Origin of the sequence: Streptococcus sp. HMSC064D12, from assembly GCF_001837205.1 — a bacterium.
In the GTDB taxonomy this organism is placed as follows: Bacteria; Bacillota; Bacilli; order Lactobacillales; family Streptococcaceae; genus Streptococcus; species Streptococcus salivarius_D.
In genome coordinates, this window is sequence record NZ_KV831774.1 from 1 (window position 1) to 492 (window position 492).

The window sequence follows — 492 nt, forward strand, 5'->3', positions numbered from 1 at the left end:
CGAGTGCGTCTGAATCTGCAAGTACCAGTGCGTCACAGAGCGCTTCAACAAGTGCTTCAGAATCGGCAAGTACGTCCGCGTCGATGAGTGCTTCAACAAGTGCATCAGAGTCAGCAAGTACCAGTGCGTCACAGAGCGCTTCAACCAGCGCCAGTGAGTCAGCCAGCACGTCAGCGTCGATGAGCGCTTCAACAAGTGCTTCAGAATCTGCAAGTACAAGCGCCTCGATGAGTGCGTCAACAAGTGCGAGCGAGTCAGCAAGTACGTCCGCGTCGATGAGTGCGTCAACGAGTGCGAGCGAGTCGGCAAGTACGTCGGCCTCAATGAGCGCCTCAACAAGTGCAAGTGAGTCCGCAAGTACGTCGGCTTCGATGAGCGCCTCAACAAGTGCTAGCGAATCCGCAAGTACGTCGGCATCAATGAGTGCTTCAACAAGTGCTTCAGAATCGGCAAGTACAAGTGCATCGATGAGTGCGTCAACAAGCGCTAGCG

Annotated in this window: 1 pseudogene; it reads right to left on the bottom strand. The window is 54.9% G+C overall.

Annotated features, from left to right (window positions below):
* Window positions 1-492 (bottom strand): annotated as a pseudogene (locus tag HMPREF2697_RS10575) (MSCRAMM family adhesin SdrC); the annotation flags it as partial.